This window comes from Acinetobacter sp. Lyrl_1 (assembly GCF_051948795.1).
GTDB classification, from domain to species: Bacteria; Pseudomonadota; Gammaproteobacteria; order Pseudomonadales; family Moraxellaceae; genus Acinetobacter; species Acinetobacter towneri.
On record NZ_JAYJLK010000037.1, the window covers coordinates 1 to 25,591 of the forward strand.

23 protein-coding genes and 1 pseudogene are annotated in these 25,591 nt (G+C 42.9%); 16 read left to right on the forward strand and 8 right to left on the reverse strand.

Features of this window, described 5'->3' with window-relative positions:
• Both VF675_RS10890 and VF675_RS10895 read left to right on the forward strand, forming a co-directional pair.
• Positions 1–177 (forward strand): HpaII family restriction endonuclease (locus VF675_RS10890; RefSeq protein WP_440205225.1); only part of this gene is annotated, 177 nt, incomplete at its 5' end.
• 81 nt (positions 178–258) lie between these two features.
• Positions 259–777: a DinB family protein gene (locus VF675_RS10895; RefSeq protein WP_004974616.1), complete on the forward strand. Its 519-nt coding sequence runs from the start codon at positions 259–261 to the stop codon at positions 775–777.
• 194 nt (positions 778–971) lie between these two features.
• Here VF675_RS10895 and VF675_RS10900 read toward each other — a convergent pair whose 3' ends face one another.
• Positions 972–2,795: an acyl-CoA dehydrogenase C-terminal domain-containing protein gene (locus VF675_RS10900; RefSeq protein ID WP_004974621.1), complete on the reverse strand. Its 1,824-nt coding sequence runs from the start codon at positions 2,793–2,795 to the stop codon at positions 972–974.
• 225 nt (positions 2,796–3,020) lie between these two features.
• Between VF675_RS10900 and VF675_RS10905 the strand changes: the two genes are divergently transcribed.
• Positions 3,021–5,411, forward strand: coding sequence for a hypothetical protein (locus tag VF675_RS10905; protein WP_440205220.1), 2,391 nt, complete (start codon positions 3,021–3,023; stop codon positions 5,409–5,411).
• A 102-nt stretch (positions 5,412–5,513) separates the two neighbouring features.
• On the opposite strand, the gene aroE is transcribed toward VF675_RS10905, so the two are convergent.
• The 3 genes from aroE to hemF all read right to left on the reverse strand — a co-directional run bounded on the left by aroE (position 5,514) and on the right by hemF (position 7,867).
• Positions 5,514–6,302, reverse strand: a complete 789-nt coding sequence (aroE, locus tag VF675_RS10910) for a shikimate dehydrogenase (protein ID WP_104852603.1) — start codon at positions 6,300–6,302, stop codon at positions 5,514–5,516.
• Between the two features lie 96 nt (positions 6,303–6,398).
• A complete protein-coding gene (locus tag VF675_RS10915; protein ID WP_004974627.1) occupies positions 6,399–6,605 on the reverse strand; it encodes a hypothetical protein in 207 nt (68 codons plus the stop codon).
• A gap of 317 nt (positions 6,606–6,922) precedes the next feature.
• Complete coding sequence (gene hemF, locus VF675_RS10920; protein WP_440205221.1) at positions 6,923–7,867, reverse strand: oxygen-dependent coproporphyrinogen oxidase; 945 nt, start codon at positions 7,865–7,867, stop codon at positions 6,923–6,925.
• Between the two features lie 231 nt (positions 7,868–8,098).
• On the opposite strand from hemF, the gene hemN reads away from it, so the two are divergent.
• A complete protein-coding gene (gene hemN, locus VF675_RS10925; RefSeq protein ID WP_096901232.1) occupies positions 8,099–9,472 on the forward strand; it encodes an oxygen-independent coproporphyrinogen III oxidase in 1,374 nt (457 codons plus the stop codon).
• 44 nt (positions 9,473–9,516) lie between these two features.
• On the opposite strand, the gene ribA is transcribed toward hemN, so the two are convergent.
• Complete coding sequence (gene ribA, locus VF675_RS10930; protein WP_004974633.1) at positions 9,517–10,119, reverse strand: GTP cyclohydrolase II; 603 nt, start codon at positions 10,117–10,119, stop codon at positions 9,517–9,519.
• 308 nt (positions 10,120–10,427) lie between these two features.
• Between ribA and dxs the strand changes: the two genes are divergently transcribed.
• The 8 genes from dxs to VF675_RS10970 all read left to right on the forward strand — a co-directional run bounded on the left by dxs (position 10,428) and on the right by VF675_RS10970 (position 19,211).
• Positions 10,428–12,338: a 1-deoxy-D-xylulose-5-phosphate synthase gene (gene dxs / locus VF675_RS10935; protein ID WP_440205222.1), complete on the forward strand. Its 1,911-nt coding sequence runs from the start codon at positions 10,428–10,430 to the stop codon at positions 12,336–12,338.
• Positions 12,339–12,442: 104 nt separating this feature from the next.
• A complete protein-coding gene (locus VF675_RS10940) occupies positions 12,443–13,273 on the forward strand; it encodes an inositol monophosphatase family protein (protein WP_019836885.1) in 831 nt (276 codons plus the stop codon).
• 484 nt (positions 13,274–13,757) lie between these two features.
• Positions 13,758–15,599 carry a DEAD/DEAH box helicase gene (locus tag VF675_RS10945; RefSeq protein WP_096901229.1) on the forward strand — a complete coding sequence of 614 codons (1,842 nt, stop codon included), beginning with the start codon at positions 13,758–13,760 and terminating at the stop codon, positions 15,597–15,599.
• A gap of 389 nt (positions 15,600–15,988) precedes the next feature.
• Entirely contained in the window at positions 15,989–16,807 is an 819-nt protein-coding gene (locus VF675_RS10950) for an ABC transporter ATP-binding protein (RefSeq protein ID WP_004974642.1), read from the forward strand.
• Complete coding sequence (mlaE, locus tag VF675_RS10955; RefSeq protein ID WP_004974646.1) at positions 16,804–17,583, forward strand: lipid asymmetry maintenance ABC transporter permease subunit MlaE; 780 nt, start codon at positions 16,804–16,806, stop codon at positions 17,581–17,583. The genes VF675_RS10950 and mlaE overlap by 4 nt, the downstream gene beginning before the upstream one ends.
• Positions 17,583–18,260: an outer membrane lipid asymmetry maintenance protein MlaD gene (mlaD, locus tag VF675_RS10960; RefSeq protein WP_440205223.1), complete on the forward strand. Its 678-nt coding sequence runs from the start codon at positions 17,583–17,585 to the stop codon at positions 18,258–18,260. The genes mlaE and mlaD overlap by 1 nt, the downstream gene beginning before the upstream one ends.
• A 15-nt stretch (positions 18,261–18,275) precedes the next feature.
• Positions 18,276–18,911: an MlaC/ttg2D family ABC transporter substrate-binding protein gene (locus VF675_RS10965; protein ID WP_004974651.1), complete on the forward strand. Its 636-nt coding sequence runs from the start codon at positions 18,276–18,278 to the stop codon at positions 18,909–18,911.
• A gap of 12 nt (positions 18,912–18,923) precedes the next feature.
• On the forward strand, positions 18,924–19,211 hold the full coding sequence (locus tag VF675_RS10970; RefSeq protein ID WP_004974653.1) for an STAS domain-containing protein: 288 nt from the start codon (positions 18,924–18,926) through the stop codon (positions 19,209–19,211).
• 212 nt (positions 19,212–19,423) lie between these two features.
• On the opposite strand, the gene VF675_RS10975 is transcribed toward VF675_RS10970, so the two are convergent.
• Complete coding sequence (locus tag VF675_RS10975) at positions 19,424–20,437, reverse strand: magnesium and cobalt transport protein CorA (protein ID WP_004974662.1); 1,014 nt, start codon at positions 20,435–20,437, stop codon at positions 19,424–19,426.
• Positions 20,438–20,591: 154 nt separating this feature from the next.
• Between VF675_RS10975 and VF675_RS10980 the strand changes: the two genes are divergently transcribed.
• Together VF675_RS10980 and VF675_RS10985 are read left to right on the forward strand one after the other, a co-directional pair.
• A complete protein-coding gene (locus VF675_RS10980; protein WP_026438479.1) occupies positions 20,592–21,194 on the forward strand; it encodes a TIGR00730 family Rossman fold protein in 603 nt (200 codons plus the stop codon).
• Between the two features lies 1 nt (position 21,195).
• On the forward strand, positions 21,196–21,606 hold the full coding sequence (locus tag VF675_RS10985) for an NUDIX hydrolase (protein ID WP_004974664.1): 411 nt from the start codon (positions 21,196–21,198) through the stop codon (positions 21,604–21,606).
• Between the two features lie 74 nt (positions 21,607–21,680).
• Here the strand turns inward: VF675_RS10985 and VF675_RS10990 are convergent, their stop codons facing one another.
• On the reverse strand, positions 21,681–22,316 hold the full coding sequence (locus VF675_RS10990; RefSeq protein WP_136144659.1) for a ComF family protein: 636 nt from the start codon (positions 22,314–22,316) through the stop codon (positions 21,681–21,683).
• A gap of 18 nt (positions 22,317–22,334) precedes the next feature.
• Complete coding sequence (gene recG / locus VF675_RS10995) at positions 22,335–24,380, reverse strand: ATP-dependent DNA helicase RecG (RefSeq protein ID WP_440205224.1); 2,046 nt, start codon at positions 24,378–24,380, stop codon at positions 22,335–22,337.
• Positions 24,381–24,416: 36 nt separating this feature from the next.
• On the opposite strand from recG, the gene VF675_RS11000 reads away from it, so the two are divergent.
• Both VF675_RS11000 and VF675_RS11005 read left to right on the forward strand, forming a co-directional pair.
• On the forward strand, positions 24,417–25,196 hold the full coding sequence (locus VF675_RS11000) for an NAD-dependent epimerase/dehydratase family protein (protein ID WP_004974669.1): 780 nt from the start codon (positions 24,417–24,419) through the stop codon (positions 25,194–25,196).
• Between the two features lie 124 nt (positions 25,197–25,320).
• Positions 25,321–25,591, forward strand: a pseudogene (locus tag VF675_RS11005) (RNA-guided endonuclease TnpB family protein); the annotation flags it as partial.

The following is a 25,591-nucleotide window of genomic DNA, read 5'->3' on the forward strand; positions in this document are numbered from 1 at the left end:
AAAGAAGATGGCGAGATCATTTGCTATCATCTGTATCATCGCCATGAATTTGAAGAGTATTTATACAATAATACAAAGTTTGAGATGGCAAGTAAAACCAAGCATGATTTTGGTCAATTATTTCTAAAGGACAATAAATTGTATCTGTCTTTAAATCTACAAATTCGCTTTAAATGATTAAAAATATATCTTTTATCTTAATATAGTTTGAACTTTTGATTCAATTTTCATAATAAAACTCAAATAGGATAATTTTAAATGGATTTAAAAACGTTTGAGTTACTTGCCCGCTATAATCTTTGGGCAACTCAAAAACTAAATCAGACTTTGCTATTGGTTTCAGATGATGATTTTTTCTTGGATCAGGGCTTATATTTTAAAAGTATTTTTGGCACTCTGAATCACTTGTTGGTCGGTGAGCATCATTTGTGGTTTCCACGTTTTGCTTTGCACCACTCACCAATTTTGCCATTAGATAGTATTGTGGAAACCAACAGAACACAGCTTGTTGAGCAACTTGAAAAGAAGGCTGAAAACTGGATTTATTTTTTAAATCAGGTGGATGAGAATGTTTTTCATCAAGAGCTGCACTATAAAACATCAACTGGCGTGGAGATGCACTTACCCTATGCTGCAACCCTAATGCATGTGTTCAATCATGCAACTCATCATCGTGGGCAAATTACCGCGGCTTTAACCGCAATGGGATATGTCTGTCCTGAGCTTGATTTAATTTATATGTTGCTAGAAGACAAGGCTAAGAAGCGAATTGAATGAAACGACTAGAAATTTTATGTCTAGTGATTTTAATTTTTCTGATTTTATATCTGATTCAGTGGGTATTTCATGGTTTTCCAACAGCACATTAAAAGTAATTTTAATTGATGTGTAGATTCGAGTACTTACTTTCTGAAGTAAACACCAAAAGAGCGCATTACGCGCTCTTTTGATTTACATCTGCTTAGAATATTTTAGTAGTCAAAACTAAAATGTTCTGGTGCTAATGCAGTCATGGTTTTAGATGGATTGACCATTGCTTCTGCATGACCTTGGGTACGTGGCAATAAACGCTCAAAGTAGAAATCTGCAACTTTGATTTTGGCTTTATAGAACTCAGGTGTTTCCTGACCATTGCCTTCAGCCAATTTGGTCGAAGCCACAGCCGCTTGTTGCGCCCAGAAATAAGCCATCATGACATAACCAGAGAACATCAAGAAGTCTACTGAAGCACTGGATACGATGTCACGGTCTTTACGAGCTGCCAACATAATGCGCACGGTTAATGCGTTCCATTGAGCACATAGCTTGGTTAAGTCCCATGCAAAACGACGCATGTATTTGTTACGTGCATGTTGACCACAGAATTTCAAAATTTCAGCGGTGTAGTCACGAATCACTTTGCCCTTAGAGCTTAACAACACTTTGCGACCAATCAAGTCGAGCGCCTGAACGCCAGTTGTACCTTCATACAGGGTAGAAATACGTGAATCACGTACAATTTGCTCCATGCCCCATTCTTTAATATAGCCATGACCGCCGTACACTTGCATGCCGTGGTTGGCAGCTTCATAACCCATTTCAGTTAAGAAGCCTTTTAAGATTGGGGTATAGAAACCTAAATGGTCATCATGCGCTTCAAAAGCTGCAGTATCACCACGCATTAAAGCGTCGTTCATTTTATCTGCCAATTGTGCAGCATGATAAATCATGGCACGACCACCTTCTGCCACGGCTTTTTGCGTTAAGAGCATACGACGTACATCGGCGTGGTGAATGATTGCATCAGCTACTTTTTCAGGGTCTTTTTTACCTGAAAGGGCACGCATTGACATACGTTCTTTGGCATACGGTAATGCACCTTGGAATGCCAATTCTGCATGGCAAATCCCCTGAATTGCTGTACCAATACGTGCAGTATTCATAAAGGTAAACATGGCATGTAAGCCTTTGTTTGGTTCACCAATCAAATAACCCACGGCATTGTCAAAGTTCAGGACTGCAGTTGCAGACGCGCGAATCCCCATTTTGTGTTCAATAGAGCCACAAGTGACAGGATTACGCTCACCCACCGTACCTTCTGCGGTTGGCAAGAATTTCGGTACGATAAATAATGAAATACCTTTTGTGCCTGCAGGCGCATCTGGGAGGCGTGCTAACACAATATGAATGATGTTTTCAGTCAGGTCATGTTCGCCTGCAGAAATAAAGATTTTGGTACCTGAAATCGCATACGTACCATCGGCTTGTGGTTCTGCTTTGGTTTTTACCTGACCTAAGTCGGTACCACATTGTGGTTCAGTCAAACACATGGTGCCTGACCAAGTACCTGCAACCAAGTGCGGTAAATAGGTATCTTTTTGCGCGTCTGTACCAAATTGCATAATGGTGTTGATACAACCCACGCTTAAACCTGGATACATTTGGAATGACCAGTTTGCTGTACCCATCATTTCAGATTTGATGAGGTTTAGCGACATTGGCAGGTTTTGACCGCCGTATTGTTCAGGGTAAGACAGACCTTGCCAGCCACCTTGCACAAATTGGTCATAGGCTTCTTTAAAGCCTTTCGGTGTGGTCACATTGCCATTTTCAAAATGACAGCCTTCTTCATCGCCTGATTGATTGAGTGGAGAAAGTACATTTTCACAGAAATCTGCTGCACCTTCCAAAATCATATCGACTGTATCTGCGTCCGCAAGTTCACCGTTAGAAAGATTTTTGTAATGGGTCGGGTAATCAAGCACTTCGTTCATTAAGAAACGAATATCGTGTAATGGGGCTTTATATGCTGGCATAGTCTTAATCCTAATTTAGAAATAGTTTTGGATTATCTGTATCGATATGTTGATTATTCACACTCATGATCAAAAAACATTGATAAGAATAGCGAATAAAAATGTCAGAAATGCGAATACTGAAAATTATTCACCTTACAAAAACGAATGAAGTGTTATGTTACAATGTATCATAATCTGTACGTTTGAACAGACCAATCTATAATGAATATAAGGTGTTTAGCAATGAAGATACAATTAAAATATTTATCTTTATGTCTTTTTAGTTTAGCTGCTACAGGTTGTTCGCAGCATGTCATTAAGACCAATTCCAATCAGACGGTAAGTATAGAACAAAAGGCAATTACGGGGTTAAATGCCATCTTTGAAACACCTAGTTATGATTTTCAGGGCAAATTACGGGTACAGAGCAATTTAGTTGAAGCAACACCAAAAGTAACAGATATTGCTCCTACCACACTTGATCCTGTACTTAAAAAGCAATTAGATCAGTATTTAAAACAGCAAAAAGTCCGTTTAAGTACACAAGAAAAACAAAACTTATATACGGCAATGGCTAAGGAACAAAACTCTGCTTCCTATGCTGCAGGGGCAATCGAAAAATCGAGTCCTTTTAATTTTCTGTTGAATGTATTGAATGATACTGAGTTTAGCTACGATGGCTCGGTGCATTATCGGCAAAAAATTGCTGCTTTGAATGTGGCAGCACGCTATGAAAAACCGACACTTTTGGTGCAAATGAAAGTACCGATGGTGGTCGATTTTAATGAATATAAGTTCTATACCAACTATTTTTCTTTGTTGCCTTATTTGGTGAATAAAGACAGTCAAAATGACTTTGCCTATATCGACTTTTCTAAATACAAAGCCGATTTTGAGCGGATTAAAGTGGCACAATTTGCCGAATACTTAAAAGCCATGAATGCGGTGCCGTATGTATTGGCAGATTCTAAACATATTCAAAAGTTATCTTTAACTGCACAAGACCGTCAGCAAAAAATTAGTGAAAAAATTCGTTTGAACAGTAGTTTGGAAGATATGTTGCTGCAGCTTGCCATGTTTGATCAGGTCAATGCACCGTATTTGCAACAGACTGTATTGGGGCAGGCGACCACAACTGAAGATGCTACTGAGCAAGTTGAAACTACACAAGATACATCAGCCAAAGAAAGTGCTGAAGACTACTTAAAACACAATGAAACTGCTGAAGATTATGGTATGAGCCAAGAGGCTTTTGTGGCTTATCAAGCCACCCTTGCTTTGCGTGATTTGGTCAGTCAGAAATTTTATGCAACTGAAACGACAGTGAGTAATGTGGCAGATTATTCAGCAGATGCCAGTGAAGATGCCATGATCGCAGCTGAACAAGCCGTTGAAGCGGCTGCTGAGCAGGCAGAAGATTCAGCAAGCACCGCAAGTATGCTAAGCGAACAAGACTGTCAGCGTTTGATCGAAACAGCAAAAACAGCCAAAGTTGGAGATTTAACCTACTGTGCTTATGCCTATGAATTAGAAGCATTTAGCCCAAGTCGTGCTGAGCAGGCACAATCGGTTTTAGATGAGCACTTTGCTTCACCGCAAGAAAAGCTAGCTAAAGTTTTTGAACCATACCGTTCGGAACAATTGGTCGATGCCGCCGCTTTTGCAGCTTTGTGGCAAAAACATCAGGCTGAAATTCAGCAGATTATGAACGCTACACCTAAAGATAAAAAAACACCGATTCAAATTGATGTGGCTTTAGATGATCAGGGGCGTGCTGCAAAAATTGATTATGCGTTGCAATTTAAACGCGAAAATTACGGCACAATTCATGTGTATAACGATGTCAGCATTGCGAATTATGGGCAAGCCAGCAAAATTGACCGTAGTGCGCTGCGTCAAGCCAAATCCATTCAAGAGGTCAGCAAAGACTCAATTTTAGAAAAATGGGTGACAAATTTAGGGCGGACTTTGGAGCAGGAAACTGCAGAAAATAAAGATAAGACCACTGTAAAACCTGCCTTAAGTTATGATGAAGAATTGGCGCAGTTGGCGCAAAAAACCTATCAACAAACAGAATCTTTTAGTCAGACTTATCAGACTTTATTTTTAGTGCACATGGCAGCAGAGCAAAGTACGTGGGTAAAAAATCTTAGTCCACAAACCTTGCAGGAAATGGCAGAAGTGTATGCCTATTGGTTCAGTGATGAGCGCTACTATGACCCGAAAGGTGCCGCGCTAAAACGGATTGAAGCTTTACAAGCCAAGCATCATTTAGAAGAAGATGAGCAATTCAATAATGCAATTGGTCGTCGTATCAATAATTTGACTGAAGATGCAGTCGATGAAAATAAAGTCGCACTTGAATGGCGTAAGCTGAAACAGCAATACAAGCAACCACAACAGATATTTGCTCAGCAATATTTAAAAGCCTATGAAGCAGCTTATGATTGGGATGTGCCTGACTTGGAGAATTTAAAGAAAACGGCACACATTTTGGGGCAGACGTATGTTGATCGTCAGCAGGGCAAATTGAGCCAAAATTCAATTCGCACTTTAACTGAAGATCAGGCTGAACAGATTGATTATGAGTTATATATGGATGTGTATGAAGATATGCAGAAATTTGTAAAATAAACCGTGGGTGAAAAATGGGCAATCAGCGTTCAACAAGATTGCCCAGTTTAAATAAAAAAATAGCCCTTTGCTGCTCAAGGGCTATTTTTATTTGGTGATGATTTAGAGGAAATCTTTTAATTCAGGTTTCACGCCATTCCAAATATAAAAAGATTCAATCGCCTGTCCGACCAGCATGCCAAAACCTTCCGATGTCGGTACGCCACGCGCTTTGGCTTGTTCTAAAAAGCTCGAAGGTTTGCCATAAGCCATTTCATAAGCAAAATTAAACTGCAAACACTCAGGCAAGGTGAGGGCATCTCCCGTTAAGCTGGCAGACGTCGCATTAATGGCTAAATCAAATTGACCTGTTAAATCGGTAAGTGCCATGGCTTGTAATTCTGCTTGCGGTACGGCAGCTTGTAGGTCAGCAACCAGTTGTTCAGCACGGGCAAGGGTGCGGTTGGCAATCACAATTTTTTTTGCGCCTGCTTGTACCAACGGATAAATTACCCCGCGGGTTGCACCACCAGCGCCAATAATCAAAATATCACTGTGCTCTAAATTCCAGCCCAAAGCACGAATGGCATCAACCAAACCCTGACCATCGGTATTGTCGCCATGCAAAACACCATCTTGCATCCACAAGGTATTGACTGCTTTGGCAATTTTGGCACGTTCGGTTAATACGCCACATTGGGCAAATGCTTGCTCTTTAAAAGGCACGGTTACATTCATGCCTACACCGCCCTGATTAAAAAAGTCTGCAACACTGTCTCTAAAACCATCAAGAGGGGCAAGGCGTTTGCTGTATTGCAGGTCAATGCCTGTTTTTTCTGCAAAGGCATGATGCAGTTCAGGAGAACGTGATTGTTCAATTGGGTTGCCAATCACGGCAAATTGTTTGCGCATTTGCCAAAATCCATGTGCTGAAATGTGCATCAATATACGTCAAATTCAGCGCGGACTAAAGCCTATGGCGGTATAAAACGGTGGGAGTCTTTGGACTTAAGGATTACAAATCTCTAAAACGGTTTCTAATACCAAAATAGTGGCAATCACGAACATGGCAATGCCCGCTAAAATGCTGCTACTAATGGCTAAGCCATCTGAAAGATGACTTTCAAAAATAAAGGTCATGCAAATTGAGCCAAGTAACATGGCAAAGGTTGCCCAAAATAAAAAGATTTTGTGTTTGAACAGCGGGCTAAACATGCGGATCTCCTGACAGATGTGGCGCAGTGTGACATAAGGCTTTGACAGTTTGATGAATTCGCCTTTGACTCATGGTTTGATGTATGGATAGTTAAATCCTATTTGTGCATGGTCGAATAGGGTGCGCGGTCACATCATCTATTAAAATCCATCCGCACTATCATGACAGTTAATTCATGCTGTGCATATTTATTGATTTGAAAATAAGCAATAAAGTTTCTAAGTAAAAAAGCGATTCGTGGAAGAATCGCTTTTTTGAACCTTGAATGTGATCTTTTTTACACTGCGATGTAGCAAGGTTTCACCAGTCGCGAGCTTTAACTCGTCTTGAGATTTAACCAATCGCGTGGTTTTAAATAATAGTCAGTGAGTTTTTTCTCTGCGGAATCTTCTGCCCATTCAGGACGGTACGACCATCCCGCCAAGTTCGGTAAGCTGACTAAAATGGACTCAATCCGTCCACCTGTCTGCAAGCCAAATAAAGTGCCGCGGTCGTAAACTAGATTGTATTCCACATAGCGTCCACGACGGTAAAGCTGGAACTCACGTTGTGCTTCGGTATAGGCTTTGTCACGATTACGCTCAAAAATAGGCAGAATTGCAGCCAAATAACCGTTACCCACCGCCTGAATATAGTTGAAACAGGTGTCAAAGTCCCATTGATTCAGATCATCAAAAAATAAACCACCCACGCCACGCTGTTCATCGCGGTGCTTTAAATAAAAATAGTCATCACACCATTGTTTATGTTCTGCATAGACTTGATTGCCAAAAGGGGCACATAAGTCATGTGCTGTTTGGTGCCATGCCACTACATCTTCATCATTTGGATAAAATGGTGTCAGGTCAAAACCACCACCAAACCACCAAATTGGCGGCTGTCCTTCAGGTTCAGCGACAAATAAACGCACATTGGCATGTGAGGTGGGTACATTTGGGTTTTTCGGGTGAATCACCAATGACACGCCCATCGCCTGCGCAGGTGCGCCTGCAATATTTGGATGACGTTCAGTTGCAGAAGCAGGCAGTTTGGAAATATTGATGTGCGAAAACATCACTCCGCCTTTTTCAATGACCGTACCGTTTTGTAAGACGCGGGAATGACCACCGCCACCTTCATGACGTTGCCAGTCATCAATTTCAAACTGTGCGCTTCCACCACCTGCCTGTTCTTGTTGTTCTAAAGCCGCACAAATTCGCGCCTGCAAATCGAGAAGAAATTCACGTACACGTTGAATATCCGCGTGAGTAGGATGCGACATGGCCACCTCAGCATAAAAATAAAATGGCTTACATCAAAACATAAAACTGTCTAAAAATTAAGGGGTTTATCCAGTTTGCTGCAAATCGCTCATGCAATTGCGCAAGGTGCTTTGTATTTCAGCATGTATTCCGAGCAAAAGACTAGGTTGATTTCCATGCCTAAGCTCAGCACAATAGTTTTTACAATCTAAATTTTAGTCAGCAGCAATTAACTGAATGGGGCAGAGTGGATGACACAGCAGGCAAATTCTTTAATTCAAAAATACAATGTGCCTGGACCACGTTATACCAGTTATCCAACCGTACCTTATTGGGATGATGCTACTTTTTCAGCCGAGGCATGGCAGCAGACGCTGAAGCGTTCTTTTGATGAATCTAATGCCAGCGAAGGCATTAGTCTGTATATTCATTTGCCATTTTGCGAAAGTCTATGCACTTTTTGTGGCTGTCATAAACGTGTCACCAAACGCCATGAAGTTGAACAGCCATACATTCAGGCGTTATTAAAAGAGTGGGACTTATATTGCCAATTGCTCGAAAGCACTCCCATCATTAAAGAAATTCACTTGGGCGGTGGCACACCAACTTTCTTTTCTGTCGAACATTTGACGCAGCTCATTCAAGGCATTCTGGCAAAAGCCAAAGTGGCAGAACAGCACGAATTTAGTTTTGAAGGTCATCCCAATAACACCACCCGCGAACATTTACAGGCCTTATATGACTTGGGTTTTCGTCGGGTCAGTTATGGCGTGCAGGATTATAATGAAAAAGTGCAGCGCGCCATTCATCGGATGCAGCCTTTTGAGCATGTGCAACGTGTGACCGAGTGGGCGCGTGAAATTGGCTATGATTCTATTTCACATGATTTGGTTTTTGGTTTGCCCTTTCAAAATCTAGACGATGTACTGAATACCATTGAGCAGACCCAACGTTTAATGCCAGACCGTTTGGCATTTTACAGTTATGCGCATGTGCCATGGATTAAAGGCAATGGGCAGCGTGGCTTTAAAGATGAAGATGTGCCTAAAGATGAATTAAAACGTCAGTGCTATGAAGAAGGCAAACAGCGTCTTTTGGCCTATGGTTATCATGAAATTGGGATGGATCACTTTGCCTTAGAACGTGATGGTATGTATCAGTCGTTTAAAAATGGTACCTTGCACCGTAATTTTATGGGCTATACCGCATCTAAAACGCAGCTTATGATTGGCTTGGGTGTTTCATCTATTAGCGACAGTTGGTATAGCTTTGCGCAAAATGAAAAAAGCATTGAAGATTATTATGCCCGTTTAGCCTGCAATGAAATTCCTGTGTTTAAAGGGCATGTGCTGGATCGGGAAGATTTGGTAATACGTCAGCATATTTTAAATTTAATGTGCAGCTTTGAAACGTCGTGGGCCAGTCCAGAATTGGCATTTCCTGAAATTGAGCAAGTGCTGCAACAGTTACAGGAAATGCAGGAAGATGAATTACTGCTCATTCAAGATCAGCACATTCAGATTTTGGAAAAAGGTAAACCTTTTGTGCGCAATATTTGTATGGCCTTTGATTTGCGTTTAAAACGTCGCATGCCAAATAACCGTATTTTTTCGATGACGATTTAAACAAATTGCGTAGAAATTATTTAATTCAAAAATTAAAAGGTGACTCAAAAGTCACCTTTATCATACATGTGCGCCATGCGTTCATGTTTGGTTTGCAAATATTCTTCATTGAATGGATTTAGCCCCACAGTTAAAGGCACACGGTCTACCACCGTAATCCCTTGTTCCTGTAATGCTTGAATTTTCAAAGGGTTGTTGGTGATTAAGCGCACAGCTTTAACCTGCAAATGATCTAGCATAATGCTGCACATATCATAGCGACGTGCATCGGCAGGTAAATTCAGCATTAAATTGGCATCCACCGTGTCATGTCCTTGATCTTGCAGGGCATAAGCACGAATTTTATTGGTCAAGCCAATCCCGCGACCTTCTTGGCGTAAATACAAAATCACACCTTGTCCTGCATCATTAATCAGGCGTTGAGTGGCTTGAAGCTGTGGGCCACAGTCGCATTTTAAAGACGCGAAAGCATCGCCAGTTAAACATTCTGAGTGAATCCGTACCAGAACAGGCTGGGTTGGCGCAGTGTCCAAACCTTTGGATAATGCCACGTGTTCTTCGCCAGTTTCAGGATCTTGAAATACCGTAATGTTGAATTCACCAAATGCGGTCGGTAATCGTGAGGTTGCGACAAACTTAATCGGCACTGTTTAACTCGTGAAATAGTCGATAAATTGTTTAAAGTATAGCGTAATGCTCAGACATTAGTAGAATAGCGAACACGAATTTATACAGAAGATTTTCTTTTTTGTATAAAGCGCACGATAATGGTTGATAAATAGTTAGATTATTCAGGATAATCTACCCACCCAACGTGTGCCCAACTGAAATCACTGCTCAAAACTACATCGCTAGAAATGTGGCTGATTGAAGGTAATACCATTCGGTTATATGATCGAGTAATTCCCATTGACCTCGCTTAGGATTTGCCAGGCTTTAGAAGGCTTTGCCACATATGCTGTATACAGAAATTCCAACTCAACGCCCTGTAACACCATTGCTCGATGAGATTGACCATCCGCAGCAATTACGTTTACTCGCGCAAAGCCAGCTTCCACAGGTGGCAGATGAGTTACGTCAATTCATTTTGTATGCCGCAGGTCAAAGTGGAGGACACTTTGGCGCAAACTTAGGCGTGATCGAACTGACCGTTGCGCTGCATTATTGCTTTAATACCCCACACGATCGCTTAATTTGGGATGTCGGTCATCAGGCTTATCCGCATAAAGCCCTAACAGGACGCCGCGAGCAACTCACCACCATTCGCGCCAAAGATGGTTTGGCTGCATTCCCTGCGCGTGAAGAATCTATTTTTGATACCTTTGGCGTTGGTCACTCCTCAACAGCAATTTCTGCAGGATTGGGGATGGCGTTGGCACGACGTTATCAACAAAACCCGTGTGAAGTTGTTGCCATTATTGGCGATGGTGCCATGACGGCAGGTATGGCTTTTGAAGCCATGAATGATGCAGTGGCCCACCAAGCCGATATGGTGGTGGTGCTGAATGACAACGATATGTCAATTTCATGTAGCACAGGCGGCTTTGCCAAACATCTTGCTGCCATTTGGGAGCGTGGTGAATCGGTTTATGTCAGTGAAACAGGTGAGGCTTACGTGCAGCCGCATCCAAAATGGACATACAACTCACGTTTGCACTGTGCTGCTACTGAAGCTGCAGACAACTTATTTAAAGCGATTGGGTTTGATTATTTCGGCCCTTTCGATGGACATGATGTTGAACAACTCACACATGTGTTCAATGCACTGAAAAAACGTAAAGGTCCACGTTTAATTCACGTTTACACCAAAAAAGGCAAAGGTTTTGCGCCTGCCGAAGCCGATCAAATTAAATATCACGCCATTGGTAAAATTCATGCCAAAGCTGCGCTTGTCACCGCACCTAAATATTCTGATGTATTTGGGCAGTGGTTATGTGATCAGGCAGAACAAGATTCGCGTTTATTGGCAATTACGCCAGCCATGTGCGAAGGTTCGGGCATGGTGCAATTTGCCAAACAATTTCCTGAACGCTATTTTGACGTCGCGATTGCCGAACAGCATGCCGTGACTTTGGCTGCGGGCATGGCCTGCGAAGGTTTAAAGCCTGTGGTGGCGATTTACTCTACCTTCTTGCAGCGCGGTTATGACCAACTGATTCATGATGTCGCTTTGCAAAACTTAGATGTCACTTTTGGCATCGATCGTGCAGGTTTGGTGGGTGAAGATGGTCCAACCCATGCAGGTGCTTACGACTACGCCTATATGCGTACCGTACCGAATATCGTGATTATGGCGCCAAAAGACGAAAATGAATGTCGTCAAATGCTGCACACCGCTTATTTATATAACGGTCCTGCAGCAGTGCGTTATCCACGCGGGCATGGTTTGGGTGTCGAAATTCAGCAGCAAATGACAGCAATTCCATTGGGACAAGCTGAAATTGCGGCGCAGTTTAATCCACAATATGATGACTATATTTCAGTGCTGGCTTTTGGTAGCCGTGTGCAAGCGGCAGTTGAGGCGGCAGAAGCATTTGCTCAGCAGCATGATGTCGCAGTACGTGTGGTGAATATGCGTTTTGTGAAGCCATTGGATGAAAAACTGTTAGCTGAGATTGCAGACAGCACTGCATTATTCGTCACTGTAGAAGAGCATGCGATTATGGGTGGTGCAGGCAGTGCCGTGAGTGAATACTTGGCGAAGGCCCAGATTGTCAAACCGATTATTCATTTAGGTTTAGAAGATAGCTTTATGCAACAAGCGACACATGGTCAAATGCTGCAACAGGCAGGTTTAGATGCACAAGGCATTGAAAAATCAATGCAAAATGCTTGGCAAAAACTGCATCAATCTATATTGAATTAATTTTTAGCAACACTTCTTCCCCAAAAGCCTCAATATTTGCTAAAATATTGGGGCTTTCATGCATTATTCTTTATCAATCTCTTCAAATTTGTAGTGGGTGTTCAATGGAACCTATGGTGGTGATGGCTGCGCGTGCGGCTCAAACAGTTGGTCAAGAGCTTTTAAAAGCGCATCAGAATCGTCATAAACTCGATCTACAAGTCGAAGAAAAAGGCATTGATGGTCCTGTAACGCGCGTAGATCGTTACCTCGAGCAATTGACCATTGATACATTACGCAAAAGTTATAAAAATCACAGCTTCCTGGGCGAAGAATTTGGCATGCAGGAAGGCAAAGGTCACGATGCCGACTGGTGTTGGGTGATTGATCCTTTAGATGGCACGCTAAACTTTGTTCACGGTTTCCCTCATTTCTGTATTTCGATTGCAGTGCAACACAAAGGTGTGACACAGCACGGTGTTATTTACGACCCTGTAAAAGATGAATTATTCTCTGCGAGCCGTGGCCGTGGTGCGATGATGAATCAACGTCGTATTCGTGTAAATGTAAAAGACAGTTTAGACAACACCTTCTTGGCAGTGGGTCATGCTTATCGTGCTAAGCGCGATGGCGAAATTGTTTCTTATGCCAAAAACCATTTTGAAAGTTTATTGAATGTGACAGAAGCAGGCGCTCAATACCGCCGTGCAGGTTCTGCTGCATTAGACTTGGCTTATGTGGCTGCAGGTCGTTTAGATGGTTATTTTGAACTTGGCTTAAAACCGTGGGATATTGCTGCGGGTGAGTTAATTGTGAAAGAAGCGGGCGGTACTGTGGTCGATGCACGTGGTGGCAGCGACTCTATGGAAAATGGGCAAGTTTTGGCATGTTCAATGAAAATGTTAAAACCACTTATGAAAGCGGTTGTGCCTGCTTGGGGCGAAGCAGCGAAATAATCAGCTGATCATATTTATACTTAAATAAGACACTTAGCAAAGCTCTCATCCTGAGGGCTTTTCTTTTACCTAACGGTCTAAAACTGCTGGTTTTAAATCTGTTGTTATCGTCCATATACTAGCCATAAAAGCAGAATCTATCACTGTTTACACAAAAAACTGCAAAAGTCGATTAAATAAGGTGACTTTTAAAATAATCCTGCTATAATCCGCGCACGCACTTAATTTCTGTTCATTACCTGAACATTTCTCTTCTAATCATTGTGTATGCGCGTGCGGTCCAAAGAGAGGACGATATCTCGCGCCCCAATCGCTAAAGCGATTCCTTCAGGTTAAGCCGTAATCATGCGTGCGTTATATCACATCGTCGTTACTCGGATCGCCGCTGAATCTTAAATTGTCAGCGATAATTGCTGTACCGCTTTTTGCCGATGTCCATCTGACTTTATTTAATGGAGCACCCATTTTCAGGGTGAAAATCTCTATGAGCAAAACTTTTGCTGATTTTTCTTTACATGAATCTTTACAACAAGCTTTAGAAGGCTTGAACTTTACTACGCCGACTCCTGTTCAAGAACAATCGATCCCAGCGGCACTTGAAGGTAAAGACTTATTGGTATCTAGCCAAACAGGTTCTGGTAAAACTGCTGCATTTTTACTCCCAACTTTAAACGCGCTTGCTAATCAAGATACTTTCGTACCATTTAAAGAGCGTATGAAAGCTATTACTCAGCCGTCAATTTTAGTGCTTTGCCCAACACGTGAATTGGCTCAACAAGTTAGCCAAGACGCGATTGCATTTGTACGTCACATGAAAGGTGTACGTATTGCAGCAATCATGGGTGGTATGCCTTTTGGTAAGCAAATCCAACAATTAAAAGGTGCGCAAGTGGTTGTAGCGACTCCAGGTCGTTTACTTGACTTGGTGAACCGTCGTCAAATCAAACTTGATAAAGTTGATGCCTTAATTGTAGACGAAGCTGACCGTATGCTCGATTTAGGCTTCTCTGAAGACCTAGAAGCGATTAGCGATTTAGCTGCTAACCGTAAGCAAACCTTGATGTTCTCTGCAACTTTTGCCAGCCGTATTATCACACTTGCAGAACGCATGATGAATGAGCCTGTACGTATTGCGATTGAAACAGGTCACTCAACGAACATGGACATCACCCAGACTTTACACTGGACTGATGGTTTCGAGCACAAGAAAAAATTATTGTCACACTGGTTATCTGATGAAGGTGTAGATCAAGCGGTTGTATTCGCATCTACTCAAGAAGATACCGATATGTTGGCTGAAGAATTGGCTGAAGCGGGTCACTCGGTTGTTGCACTACACGGTGCAATGCCACAAACCGTTCGTAACCGTCGTTTACGCAGCATTCGCGAAGGCCGTGCAAAAATCTTGGTTGCAACAGACGTTGCAGCACGTGGTTTAGACGTACCAACTATTTCTCACGTGATTAACTTCGGTTTACCAATGAAAAATGAAGACTATGTACACCGTATTGGTCGTACAGGTCGTGCGGGTCGTACTGGTAACGCGATTACTTTGGCAACTTACCGTGAGCGCGGCAAAATCCGTGCGTTGGAAGATTTCTTAGATGCACGTTTAAGCGTTTCTGAAATTGAAGGCTTAGAGCCATCTCCACCTCCAGCACGTTCTGGTCGTGACGGTGGTCGTGGTCGTCGTGATGGCGGTCGCGGTGGTCGTGGCGGTTTTGGTGGCGGTCGTCGTTTTGAAGGCGAAAGCAACTTTAAACGTCGTGAAGGCGGTGATGAACGTCCACGTCGCAGCTTTGATGACAAACCACGTGGTGAACGTCCTGCATTTGGTGAAGATCGTCCGCGTCGTGAGTTCAACTCAGACCGTCCACGCCGTGAAGGTGGTTTCGGTGACCGTCCACAACGTTCATTTGAAGATCGTCCGCGTCGCGAGTTCAACTCAGACCGTCCGCGCCGTGAAGGTGGTTTCGGTGATCGTCCACAGCGTTCATTTGATGACCGTCCACGTCGTGAATTTAATTCAGACCGTCCGCGTCGCGAAGGTGGCTTCAACGATAAGCCGCGTTTTGATGCGAATGATGACAACCGTGGCAACCGCGTAGACTACAAGCCACGTCGTGAAGGTAGCTTCGGTGATCGTCCAAAACGTGATTTTGGTGATCGTCGTGAAGGTGGTTTTGGTGACCGTCAACCACGTTCGTTTGATGATCGTCCTAAGCGTTCTTTTGGTGGTGAAGATCGTCCACGTCGCGAGTTCAATTCAGATCGTCCACGCCGTGAAGGTGGTTTTGATCGCCCACGTCGTAAATTTAACGACTAAGATCGCGATAGCAATTTGTATAAAGAAAAACCAGTGCTCAGCACTGGTTTTTTTATGTTAAATATTTTTGTTTTAGATAAATAAAATGTATAATAAGTCACGTTTTTAACTCTATTTGCTAATTATGAACATCAATAGCTTACGATTGCTCATGCAGACGAGAGAGGGAATGATGCCGTATATTGGTTTAGCACTCATCTTATGCAATTTAATGTATTATATTATTTCTTCTTACTTTTAAATTGTTGCTGTCCTAAAAGTGATTTAAATAACAATAATAAGACTGCTTGAACAATACGTGCACAGTTTTTAAAAATTTGCTAGATAACATTTTGCGCTTCAATCCTTTATAGTATGCGTGCTGAAAAAATGCAGGAAGACCCTCAGCTATGAATAATCCAATGCCTCAACATGAGCCGTCATTGATTGAAGTCAATGAACTGAGCTTTAAACGAGGGAAACGTGTCATTTTCGAAAATGTCAGTTTAAAGATTCGCCGTGGTCAAATTACTGCCATTATGGGACCTTCAGGTACTGGTAAAACCACGTTATTACGTTTGATTGGTGGTCAGTTGACTCCCGATCATGGTGATATTTTTCTGGATGGAAAAAATCTTGCGCAAATGTCGCGTCAGGAGTTGTTTGCTGCGCGCGCACGTATGGGCATGTTATTCCAAAGCGGTGCGTTATTTACCGATATGAGCGTATATGAAAACGTCGCGTTTCCATTGCGTGCACATACCCAGTTGCCTGAACATTTAATTGCAGAATTGGTGGCTTTAAAACTTGAAGCAGTCGGTTTGCGTGGTACAGAACAACTTATGCCTGCAGAACTCTCAGGCGGGATGAACCGTCGTGTGGCATTGGCACGTGCGATTGCGTTAGACCCTGAATTGATCATGTACGATGAGCCGTTTGCAGGGCAAGACCCGATTGTAAAAGGTGTGTTGACCCGTTTAATCCGTTCCTTGCGTGAAGCGTTGGATTTAACCACCATCATCGTCTCGCATGATGTTGGTGAAACTTTATCAATTGCCGACTACATTTATATTATCGCGGAAGGCGTGATTCAGGGCGAAGGTACACCTGCAGAATTAAAACAGCATGAATCGGCATTTGTACGTCAGTTCTTAACAGGCGCTGCCGAAGGGCCAGTCGATTATCAATTTAGCCATCGGGCTTATTTAAGTGATGAGGTGCGTTCATGAATGCTATTGCCGCATTAGGTCAACGCGTCATTGAGCGTGTTCGTGGCATTGGTGTCGCCACCCAAATGTTGTTGCAAATTCTATTTTCCATGCCAACCCTGCTTGGGGTGAAGCTGTTCCTGTACCAAATGTACCGTGTTGGCGTGATGTCGTTATTGATTATTGCGGTGTCGGGTTTATTTATTGGTTTGGTCTTGGGCTTACAAGGCTACTCCATTTTGGTCAATATCGGTTCAGAAGCCATGTTAGGCACCATGGTGTCTTTGACTTTATTGCGTGAGTTGGCGCCTGTCGTGGCTGCACTGTTATTTGCAGGACGTGCAGGCTCTGCCTTAACAGCAGAAATTGGTCTGATGAAAGCCACAGAACAATTGGCCAGTATGGAAATGATTGGGGTAGACCCACTCAAGCGTATTGTGTCACCACGTTTATGGGCAGGAATTGTCAGCCTGCCAATGCTCTCCATTATTTTTGCTGCGATTGGCATTATGGGCGGCAAAATGGTTGGGGTCGATTTTCTAGGTGTCGATGAAGGCTCTTTCTGGGGCGGTATGCAAAGCAGCGTGCAGTTCTATAAAGATATTTTTAACGGCACAATTATTAAAAGTTTTGTTTTTGCATTAATTTGTACTTGGATTGCAGTATATCAAGGCTATGCCTGTGTCCCAACATCGGAAGGCATTGCGACGTCAACCACACGAACCGTGGTGTATTCTTCATTATGTGTTTTAGGTTTTGATTTTGTGTTGACTGCGGTCATGTTCGGAGGTGTTTAATGAAATCACGTACAAGTGAGCTGGCCGTAGGTGTATTTGTCATTTTGACAGGCATTGCATTGTTTTTCTTGGCCATGAAAGTCAGTGGATTGGTGGGTACCAATTTGCGCGACAGTTACAATATGACAGCAACATTTGACAACGTGAATGGTTTAAAACCACGCGCCAAAGTTACTATGAGCGGTGTCACCATTGGTCGTGTCAATGATATTACTTTAGACCCTGTATCGCGTTTGGCTACAGTTGAATTTGAACTAGATGGCAAGTTGACCAGTTTTAATCCTGAACAACTAAAAACAGTGCGAAATTATGCGCTTGAAGAATTGCGCTACAGTGCAGAATACCAAGAAGCAAGCCCTCAGCAACAAAAAGAAATGGAACAACAACTGTTGGGTAACATGAAATCCATCACCAGTATTGATGAGGATGCTTACATAATGGTAGCAACCAATGGTCTATTGGGTGAGAAATATCTCAAAGTGGTTCCAGGTGGTGGTTTGAACTTTGTGAAGCGTGGCGAAAGTATTGCCAACACACAAGGCACCATGGATTTAGAAGATTTAATCAGTAAGTTTATTACTGGCGGTGCAGCGAAAACATCCAACGCAGCGTCAGATGCAGATAAAGATACAGCGACAGCTGAAACAACAGATGCAGAAGTGTCATTTGTTGAGTAATGAAGGAGATTGTCCGTGAAAACACTTTTAAAGCAAACTCTGGCGGTAAGTGTACTTTCAACCATGTTGGCAGGAACTGCATTTGCTGCACCTGCAGAAGCGCCACCAGCTTTTGTGAAAAAAGTTGCCGATAGCTTGATTGCACGTTTAAAAGCAGATCATGCTAAATTGCAGAACAATCCAGCATTGGTCAAAACGATTGTGCGTCAAAACCTTGATCCGTATGTAGATGCGCAGGCATTTACCCGTATTGTGATGGGTACTTATGCGACGAATCAATACAGTTCAGCAGCACAGCGCGCGCAGTTTGAGAAAAACTTCCGTGAAACCTTAATTGAGAATTATGGCACAGCGTTTGCGAAATTTAGCAACCAAAGCTACACCATGCGTCCTTATAAGGCGACCAACAGCAAGAACCCAGTGGTGACCATTGACTTCTTGCATAATGGTGAAAAAATTCCTGTGTCATTCCAGTTGGCAGACAAAGGCAGCCAATGGAAAATCCGTAACATTAACGTGTCGGGTATTGATTTAGGTTTGCAATTCCGTAACCAGTTTGCAGCGAACGTGAAGCGTAATGGCGGCAATATTGATAAAGCCATTGCAACCTTTAAGCCAGATGCAGAAGCTGCGGTTGAAAAGAAAAAATAGGTTAGGTGTGGCGTGATTGAATTATCAAATCAGGAATTATGTGTTTCTGGAAAAATAGATTTCAGTAATGCAGAGCAATATTACCAAAAAGGTCTGCAGTTGATTCGTCAGCAGCAGTTGCCTTTGGTGGTCAATTTGGCGCAGCTAGAACACGGGAGTACTTTAGCTTTGGCCGTTTTGGTGCAATGGTTGCGTCAGACGCCTGAAGCCAAGGGCTTACAGTTTAAAGCGGTTCCTGAAAAAATGATGAAGATCATTCAAGCCTGTCATTTGCAAGATGATTTGCAGCTAATCGTCTAAAACTGAAAAAACCATCATAAAAGCACCTTCTTGTAAGGTGCTTTTTTATTGCGTTTAGTTTCCCGCTTTATTCAAGTGAGGTAGGCTTGCAAAGCTCTCTAACCCGCTGCTAAAAGGAGAAGAAAGATTGCAAACCTTTCTAACCCGCTTCTAAAAGGAGAGAAAAGATTGCAAACCTCTCCTAAACCTAAAAAGAGAGGGAATAAAAGGCATCAAATCCATTTTTTCCATCTAAAGTAAATTAATGGGCCAATAAAGAAGCCAATTAAAATAATACTGACCACTATAAAACTGGTGGTGCCTTTGGCAAAAGGTAACACGTCGGTGTTCATGCCATAAACACTGGCAACTAGCATCGGTGGCGCTAACATACTCGGTAAAATCGAGAATCGACGAATCGTGTCGTTCTGTTCGGTGTTAATGAAGCCTGAAGTGGTATCGAGCAAGAAGCGCACTTTTTGGAATAAGAAGGCATCGTGTTCGACCAGTGAGCGTACATCTTCACTGAGTTCTCGAATGTCGGCATCGTAAATATGACTACCCAACGCACGCGGACGTGCCAAAAAGGTCAGGACACGACGTAAATCAATCAAACACAATTGCGCTTTTCCAAGCATGTCTTCTAATTGTGCCAGTCGGGTAATCATGTCATCGAGGTCTAAAATTTGCTCACGATGACGGTTATTCAGAACTTCTGTGGAATACTTTTCCAAGTCCTTGTGGATATCTTCCAAGATATCCGCAAGTTCGTCTAGTTTGGCTTCAAGCAAACCCAAAAGCACCCAAGTCGGGTCTTTATAATCAATTTCGTAGTCGTTACGTCGTGCACGCGCCCGAAATGCCCGAAACGCCACTAATTTTTCACCACGCAGGGTAAACAGGCGTTCTTTATGTAAAATAAAGGCAACGGTTTGCACTGTGGCTAAAATACTGGAATTGTCTTCAGTTTCACCATCGACTTGATAGTTTTTATTTTTAGTTAAAAAATAGGTACTAATGTGTAAAATACCGTCATCATCACGGTAGAATCGCGCTGAAGATGAAATATCTTCCAAAGATTTTAAGGTTGGTAAATTTTGTGAGTATGCGTCTAGTACCCATTGCTGTTCTTCTTGTGAAGGGGCAATCAGGTCAATCCAGACCAGATCTGGATGCAAATCAAAACCACCGTTAATGGTGGCATCTTCCAGACTACCGCGCTCTGTGGCATAAAAGGCTTCAAGCATTCGTCTTTTCTCCTTGCGCAGTATGGGTTTTGTGGATGGGTGTATTTTAGACAAGGATCTTACTAAATACACTGCTCAGAATGCTATTTTATTTAAAAATCTCCCTGAAGTTTAATTTTATGGCATGACAGCCAGATAACATGGTGAAAAAATGATGTCGTCAATTGCTATTTTCTGTGGTTCTGCCCCAGGAAAAGATTCAGTTTTTGTTGAAAATGCACGAAAAGTGGGTGAAACACTGGCTGCACAAGGCAAAACTTTAATTTATGGCGGTGGGCGCTCAGGCTTAATGGGTGTGGTGGCAGACAGTACTTTGGCCGCAGGTGGGCGTGCAATTGGCGTCATGCCTGAAAGTTTGGCAGAGCATGAATTGGCGCATCCGCATTTGACCGAATTACACATTGTTGAAAACATGCATGCCCGCAAAATAAAAATGTCAGAATTGGCCGAGGGCTTTATTGCTTTGCCGGGTGGTTCTGGAACTTTAGAAGAAATTTTTGAGCAATGGACGTGGGCACAATTAGGAATTCACTCAAAACCCTGTGCCTTTTTTAATGTAGCTGGCTTTTATGATGATTTGCTGAAGTTTTTAAGACAGACCTCTGAAAAAGGTTTTACTCAGCCACGTTTTTGTGAGGCATTGATTGTATCGAATTGTATTGACAATATTTTGCAGCAATTTGAACAATACCGTGTTCCTGAAATGAAATGGGAAGTGCCTGAGCTAGAGTGGGTGCAGCAGGAACTGGCGAAATAAAATGGCTGAGATCAACAACATCATTACCGTTGCAGCTGCAATTATTTTAAATGTCAAACAGCAGTTATTGGTGGTGCGTAAACAGCATACCGCGTGTTTTATGCAGGTCGGTGGCAAATTAGAACCCAATGAAGCGCCTGAAACGACCATGTTGCGAGAAATTGCCGAAGAAATTGGCTGTCAGGCGCAAATTCAACAATTTATTGGACGCTATGAAACAGCAACGGCCAATGAGCCCGACTGCCGTTTGGTCAGTTATGTGTATTGGGTTCAGCTTGATCAGGCACCAAAAATTGCTGCTGAAATTGCCGAAATGAAGTGGGTAGATTTGGATGATCAAGATACTTTGTTGGCACCGCTGACCCGTGAAGTGGTGATGCCGTGGTTAAAACAATATTTACAACAAAATTAAGAGCAGTTGATCATTCTTCTATATTTTAAGTTCAACTTTTTAATGCGTTGAGCATATTCAACCGAATAGTTTTTTTATTCAGCACTGGCCAGACAAACCGCCTCGACTTTTTGACAGCCGAGCTTGAGCAACTGCTGTTTGAGTGCATGAATTGAACTGCCCGTCGTGACCACATCATCCACAATTAAAACCCGACGAAAACGGATTTTAGGCGCATTCTGAATTTGAAATTGCTGTTGGATGTCTTCCAATCGTTCTAAGCGACTTAAGCCTTTTTGCGCGTGCTGTTGTAAGCGGGTCACAGGTTGCCAAATCGGGACATTTAAATGCCGCGCTAGTCCTTTTGCTAACAATAAAGATTGATTGTAGCCGCGTTCAGTCAAGCGGGCAGTGGAAATTGGCATCGGTACAATGGCTTGGATTTTAGGATAAGACAGTTGTTTTAGCGCGCCTACTAAAAGCAGTTGGTAATGTAACTGCTGTTCATATTTAAATTGTTGAATGATGCGATTAATTGGATAGTGATAATCAAAAGTGACTTGAATCTGCATTTCTTGTCGTTGTACCGCTTGGCTACGCCACGGCAATTGTTGCCAACAGGTTTGACAGACCGAATGTTGCCATTGCGTGTCGCTATGGCAGAGCTGACACGGTTGCAGTTGGCGCAGCCATTGTATGCCGCATTGTAGTAGATTGATCGGCTGAGTCATCTTAGGACTGCAATCCGTTTAAACATAGGCATAACGTGGTGCCTCAGGCAGCCAGCGTTTTAGCAAAGCTTCGGCATGTGTAGGATAATCGTTTAAAATTTGCTGTGCCACATGATGCGCCTGTGCCAGCAAATGATCATCCCGTTCTAATTTAGCCACCCGAAAGCCCATATCTCCCGTTTGTTTGGTTCCTAAAAGTTCCCCAGGGCCACGCAGTTCTAAATCTTTTTCTGCAATCACAAAACCATCGTTGGTTTCGCGCATAATCCGCAAGCGTTCTTGTCCATTTTGCGAAAGTGGATTTTTATACAACAAGGCACAAAAACTGGCTTTGGCACCCCGTCCGACTCGTCCACGTAACTGATGCAGCTGTGAAAGTCCTAAACGCTCGGCATTTTCGATCACCATAATTGAAGCATTCGGTACATCGACCCCGACCTCAATTACTGTGGTGGCAATCAGCAACTGTAATTGATTGTCTTTAAATTGCTGCATGACGGCTTGTTTTTCATCGGCTTTCATTTTGCCGTGTACCAGCCCAATATTCAGTTCAGGAAAGCGTTCTTTAATTTCAGCAAAAGTCGCCTCGGCAGCTTGCGCATCTAAGGTTTCCGACTGTTCCACCAAGGTACAGACCCAATAGGCTTGTTTGCCTTCGGCACAATTGCTGGCAATGCGTTGTAAGACTTCTTCACGCCGATCTAGCGGAATAGTCACCGTTTGAATAGGTGTACGTCCTGGCGGTAGTTCATCAATCACCGAAGTGTCCAAATCGCCATAGGCGGACATGGCTAAAGTTCGCGGAATAGGCGTTGCAGTCATCACCAATTGATGCGGTGTAGTGTGATTGGCACCTTTATTGCGCAAAGCCAGACGTTGATCGACCCCAAAACGGTGTTGTTCATCAATAATCACCAAACCTAATTTGGCAAATTGCACATTGTCCTGAAATAACGCATGTGTCCCAACCACCAAATTGGCGCTACCATCTTGAATGCTCAGTTCAGCCGCTGCGCGTGCTTTGCCTTTTTGTTTGCCAGACAACCATGCCACTGTTAAGCCCAATGGTTCAAACCATTTTTGAAAGTTCAGATAATGTTGTTCTGCCAAAATTTCAGTGGGTGCCATCAGCGCGACTTGCCAACCTTCTTCTAGCGCATGACACGCTGCGACTGCAGCGACCAGCGTTTTACCTGCACCTACATCACCTTGTACCAAGCGCAGCATGGGTTTATTATGCTGCAAATCCTGCATGATTTCTTGCGAAACCCGTTGCTGTGCGCCTGTCATTTGAAATGGCATGTTGCCGAGTAACGCAGGCGCTAGTTTTTGACTTGGGGAAAAGGCAGGTGAGGCAATTTGCTGAATATAAGCCCGTCGGGTCAGTAAACTGACTTGATGCGCCACCAATTCTTCAAAAATCAGGCGTTGCTGTGCAGGGTGAGAGCCTTGTGCCAATTGCAGCATATTGGCATTTAAAGGTGGATGGTGAATATAATCCAGCGCCTGTTTGAGTGCGTAGCCATTGGTCATTTTTTCAGGCAAGAGTTCAGGCAAATCATCGCTATGCTGTGCCAAAGCTTGTTTGACGTATTCACGTAATTTGGCTTGGGTCAGCCCATCGGTGCTTGGGTAAATAGCGGTCAGTTGGGTTTTAGGCAGTGGGGTATGTTCAGTAATCAGTTGTAATTCGGGGTGATACATTTCCAGACCACGTGCTCCAACCCGTACTTCGCCAAATACTCTTAAACGATTGCCAAGTTTGGCACGATCTGTAATACCTTTATAAATATGATAAAAACGTAAGGTAATTTTGCCAAATTCATCTTCTAAATTGACCGCCATCGACTTGCGTTTACCCGGTGGAAAATCGACCCCTTTAACCACACCTTCGAGTAAATAGCTGCGCCCCACGTTTAATTGGTTCATGGGAATGATCGTGCTACGATCTTCATAGTCACGCGGTAGATGAAACAGCAAGTCATCTGTGGTGAAAATATTTAGTTTTTCAAGTAATGCAGCAGAGGCAGAGCCTACCCCTTGCAACTGATGGACTGCAGCCATGTCCCCTCAACTTCAAATGCTATGATTAGGTGCTGAATGCATATTCTATTTATTGGTTATGGTAAAACATCGCAGCGTGTTGCAAAACAACTATTTACGCTCGGTCATCAAATTACCACAATTAGCCGCAGTCCGAAAACAGATCCTGATATGACGCATCTGCTTCAAGATATTCAACAGCTCGATTTATCACAGACTCAACCTGTTGATGCCGTTTATGTATTACTTGCACCATCTCGGAATACGGTTTTGAGTTCTGTAGAAGCGTATCAACAGACTTATGTAGATTCTGTGCAGCCGATTGTCGCTGCATTAAAAGATCATCCTGTAAAGCGAATTATTGTGGTGTCATCTACACGGGTTTATGGCGAAAACGCAGGTGAATGTATTGATGATGATACTGTGCCTAAGCCGAATGATGTACAAGGGCAGTTGTTGTTGCAGATGGAACACTTGTGGCAACAGGCTTATCCTGAACAATGTGTGATCGTACGTCCTTCGGGTATTTATGGCACTTCGACTGCACGCATGCTCAAACTTGCGGAAAGCACACAAAGTTACCCGAATATACATTGGTCAAATCGGATTCATATTGATGATTTGGCAGGTTTTTTGGCACATTTACTTCACGTGGAACATCCAGAACCATCATATATTTGCAGCAATAACCAAGCTCAGCCTTTGCATGAAATGATTTTAAAGATTCAGCGTGAATTGAATTTACCTGAGTTGGTGTTGGAAGGTGAGCGTGAAACAGGGAAAAGGATTTTTGCTCAGAGGATGGTGGCGAGTGGGGTTGAATTATTCAATGTGTAATCATTTATCAAATGGAGCGTAAAACTCAGTCCTTCAGGTCAGAGATATAAGCGACACGACATGAAGTGTCGTTTGATTTAACTAAGGACTATTTTCCTTGAGTTTTGATTGTTAATATAAGTACATGAAAACCCTTAAATTACGTATAAAAGACAAACATTGCAAGGTGTTAGACCAACTAGCATCAGAAGTGAACTTCGTCTGGAATTATGTCAATGATTTAGGGTTTAGGCATTTGAAGCGGAAAGGTGAATTTCTCTCTGCTTTTGATATTGCCAAATATACGAAAGGCACATCCAAAGAATGTAATTTACATAGTCAAACCATTCAGGCTGTAACTGAAGAATTAGTCACCCGAAGAAAGCAATTTAAAAAGGCAAAGCTGAAATGGCGTA